Annotated in this window: 4 protein-coding genes; 3 read left to right on the top strand and 1 reads right to left on the bottom strand. The window is 36.9% G+C overall.

The window, feature by feature from the left end:
- The 3 genes from CIK90_RS14210 to CIK90_RS08580 all read left to right on the top strand — a co-directional run.
- On the top strand, positions 1–417 hold a 417-nt coding region (locus tag CIK90_RS14210), incomplete at its 5' end, for a hypothetical protein (protein WP_158216048.1).
- Positions 418–652: 235 nt separating this feature from the next.
- A complete protein-coding gene (locus tag CIK90_RS08585; RefSeq protein ID WP_144007249.1) occupies positions 653–1,357 on the top strand; it encodes a hypothetical protein in 705 nt (234 codons plus the stop codon).
- A complete protein-coding gene (locus tag CIK90_RS08580) occupies positions 1,354–1,971 on the top strand; it encodes a hypothetical protein (protein ID WP_094464970.1) in 618 nt (205 codons plus the stop codon). The genes CIK90_RS08585 and CIK90_RS08580 overlap by 4 nt, the downstream gene beginning before the upstream one ends.
- Positions 1,972–2,652: 681 nt before the next feature.
- Here CIK90_RS08580 and CIK90_RS13965 read toward each other — a convergent pair.
- The gene (locus tag CIK90_RS13965) at positions 2,653–2,949 is read right to left on the bottom strand and encodes a hypothetical protein (protein WP_144007248.1); all 297 of its coding nucleotides are present in this window, start codon (positions 2,947–2,949) and stop codon (positions 2,653–2,655) included.
- Positions 2,950–3,199: the final 250 nt, after the last annotated feature.

Raw genomic sequence — 3,199 nt, 5'->3', positions numbered from 1 at the left:
CCGATAACCGTTGAAGTTGATGCAACAGGATCTGTCATTGACAGTAAGGGGAAACGGCAAGTTCCTGGTGGATATTACTTTACGCCTTATGATAATGTTACCCCTTGTAATAAAACCTATGTTTATCTGATAAAGAATAATAAATCGCAAATTTACACAAAAGATGGACATCTGGTTCTGGAGTTAAAGGAATATAACATGTTTGGAGGCTCAAAATCAGACAAATATGCCATCATTGAGAACATCAAAGGAGATGGAAAGCAAAACTATTTTTCGTTTGAGAAGATGTGCGTATGTTTTGACGAATGGTTCGACGATTGCGAATATCCCGAATTAATAGATGGTAAATGGTTATTTAAAGTAACATTAAACGGGCAACAAAAAATTCTTGATGAAACTGGAAATGAAATCAAATAGATAATAATTCTGATATATGGGTAGTTTTTTAAAAACACTTTTCTTCATTCTGCTAGCCTTAATTATATTGGCTGTAGCGATTCCTCTATTGTGGCTAGTCATAAAGGAGGCGAATGGCTTGTTCGGTGGCATGTTTACAGATATAGGTAGTGATCTGTGGTACATTGTTTTCACTATTATCTGCATAATTTTTATTATTTGGTGTATAGCAACTTGGAACTCTTAAATGGTTAGCATGACAAATATCCCATCTGTAGATCCTCACTATAAGCAGAAGAGGGCAATAACGAAAAAGGCATTAAGAAAGGTGGTCTATTCGTATTGCTGTGGATTAGATTCGCAAGATAAGACAACATACATCGATATTAAGGAAGAAGCCCCTAAAAAATACAATGAGGATGCTATCATTGCTGAACTTTTACCTGTTTGGCAGGCTTTTAAGAAGAATGACTTTGACTTTTATAAGTTCATGTTGGAGAAAGATTATGAATTGATTGAAGACGAAGAACAGCGCGTGGAGGTACTTATGGGGACTTGTTTCCCTATTCTTAATCTACCGATAGCTCGTTTTATGACTGATTGGCTCAATGGCTATCTCGATTTCTTCAAACGTGAAACAGAAGAGATAACCGATACTGAGGTACTTCATCAACTCTTCTTCTGTTCATCAGAGGAAGAGATATGGAAACTGATGGCGGCTAAAGGTATAGGAGATGTAGTAAGCCTGTATCATTGGTACAAAGGTGATGATTTATATCCTATTATAGGGGAAGCAACAGGTATTCCCTGTTATTATGAAAAGGATGAACAGAAAGCAAGTGATTTCCTGGAATATTTGTTAAGTGATACAACTGTTGCTACCGCTCGTGTACGAAATGTTGCGATTGACCTGAAGAAGTTGGTTGATAATAATCCTTTTAAGCATTGCAAACTGATATGAGACATCTATTATATATTATATGTGCTATCGTCTTGGGCGGATGTAATAATGGAAGAAACGTACCTGCTTTGAATGACGTTGTATTTGATAGCATTCCTTCAAATGCTTATTTTGTAGCAGAGAATGAAGAATGGAAGATTTTTCTGAATGATGAAGCGACTGGAGATAGCATTGAAGGTGTAGGGGCTGTCAAACAGGTATCATTATGGACATATAATAAAAGTAAAAAGTCCGTAAAGATGCTTATGCTGTCACATCCTCATGCAAATGGTAGTTGGTTTACGATGGAACATGCAGTAAAGATACCACTTGATTCCATACCGACAATTTCTAAGGTAACTGTACTATCATGGAAAGGAGAATCGCTAAAACTATTAGTGGAAGGATGCTCTGACTATAGGAATGTTCAGAGCTTTATTATTGATGCAGAATCTGATCAAGCTATTTGCTTACCTACAAATCGTGGCTTAATCGGTGTCAGCGAAGAAGATGGTTTGCTCATAATGCAGAGCTATGCATATTACGAAGATGGAGGACGTTACAATAAAATTCAGGCTTTCAATTTGATAGGGAAGCGTATCGCCTCAATGGAGGCTAGAGTTAAAGACAACTAACGCTATAAAGTCTGTCGAAATGTGGAATGTTCTTAAAGTGAACTTCGAACATGATTTTTGAGACTCTTGCCCAAACGTGAAAAACATGACATAATTGGCTTTGTTAAGAGAAAAAAAACTAGCCTATCCTGGTACATAATTCTTTGCTTCATTTACCTTTTAAGTGATCGTTAAAAAATAACTTGGTACAATTCATATGTCATCAGTTGCATTTGACAAGATAGTTCCATTTGGGCAGAATTTCGTCCTATAACTTCCATTCTCCACATGATGGGGTCGGTTAAAAGCGCCCCTCCCAACCCTTATTTCGTGATTCCTGATATGATCGAAAGTTTAATACGTTAAATATTCACCTTTTCGTATCTAATCAGAATCCATACGGTCACTTTTCTACCGTTTAGAGTGTATAATACTGATAATCAACTAATAATAGATACTTCTTCTGTAATACTATAACCTGTAACGCCTGTAACGCAAAAAATTCGTTTTCAGAAACTGTTATCTGTTATTTGTAACGCAAAAAATCGTTTTTGGAAACTGTTATATTGTTATATTGTAACGCTTGGTGTGAATTGGCGTTGTCCAAGAAACAGGAACAGTCCTCGCGAAACCTATTTTTCCTTTCCGAAAACTGTAATACTGCAAGCTGTAAGAATTGAAAGTCATGATGTCAATGACCTGTCACTGTGACATCTGCCAGTGTATTATTCTTGATGTCGTTGACCTGTCCCTGTGACATCCAGACCCTCTTCCCGAACTAAGAATCAGCGAACAAGCCTTTTCTCTGTCTGTTCCGCTGCGCACATAGCCCACAAAGCAACGCCCCCAATACACGATGACAGCATCCATTTCTCCAGGGTTGTCGTGTTCTATACTGATAGACATACGCTTCCCCATAGCCTTGTCGTAGAGTTCATTGAGTCTGTTGGCAAAGTCATGGTGACGTAGTCCGGTAATCGCAAATCTGTATGTGGTCATGATTAGGATTTTGTGGGCTTTTTAATTTTAGTGACAAAAGTAGTAAATAATTTCGAGACCACAAAAAGGAAATGGGAAGAATAACGCTCGATTTCTCTATTTTGGATTAAATCTATACTGGTGAGCGATGAAAACTATTTACTTTATGACGAAAATAACAAATAACAGATAACAGATAACAGTTTCCGTAAAGCAAATAAATAGCACCTCAGAGAGAGAAGAAGTCAATTTTCAAAATATAACATATATA

The organism is Prevotella sp. P5-126, assembly GCF_002251185.1.
GTDB lineage: Bacteria > Bacteroidota > Bacteroidia > Bacteroidales > Bacteroidaceae > Prevotella.
Note: the sequence above shows the minus strand (reverse complement) of the source record. Positions and strands in the feature narration are given on the sequence as shown.

What these genes read in the sequence shown, in the direction of transcription:
- CIK90_RS13965 (WP_144007248.1), bottom strand. Translation starts at nt 2,949, where the DNA reads ATGACCACATACAGATTTGCGATTACCGGACTACGTCACCATGACTTT.
- CIK90_RS08585 (WP_144007249.1), top strand. Translation starts at nt 653, where the DNA reads ATGACAAATATCCCATCTGTAGATCCTCACTATAAGCAGAAGAGGGCA.
- CIK90_RS08580 (WP_094464970.1), top strand. Translation starts at nt 1,354, where the DNA reads ATGAGACATCTATTATATATTATATGTGCTATCGTCTTGGGCGGATGT.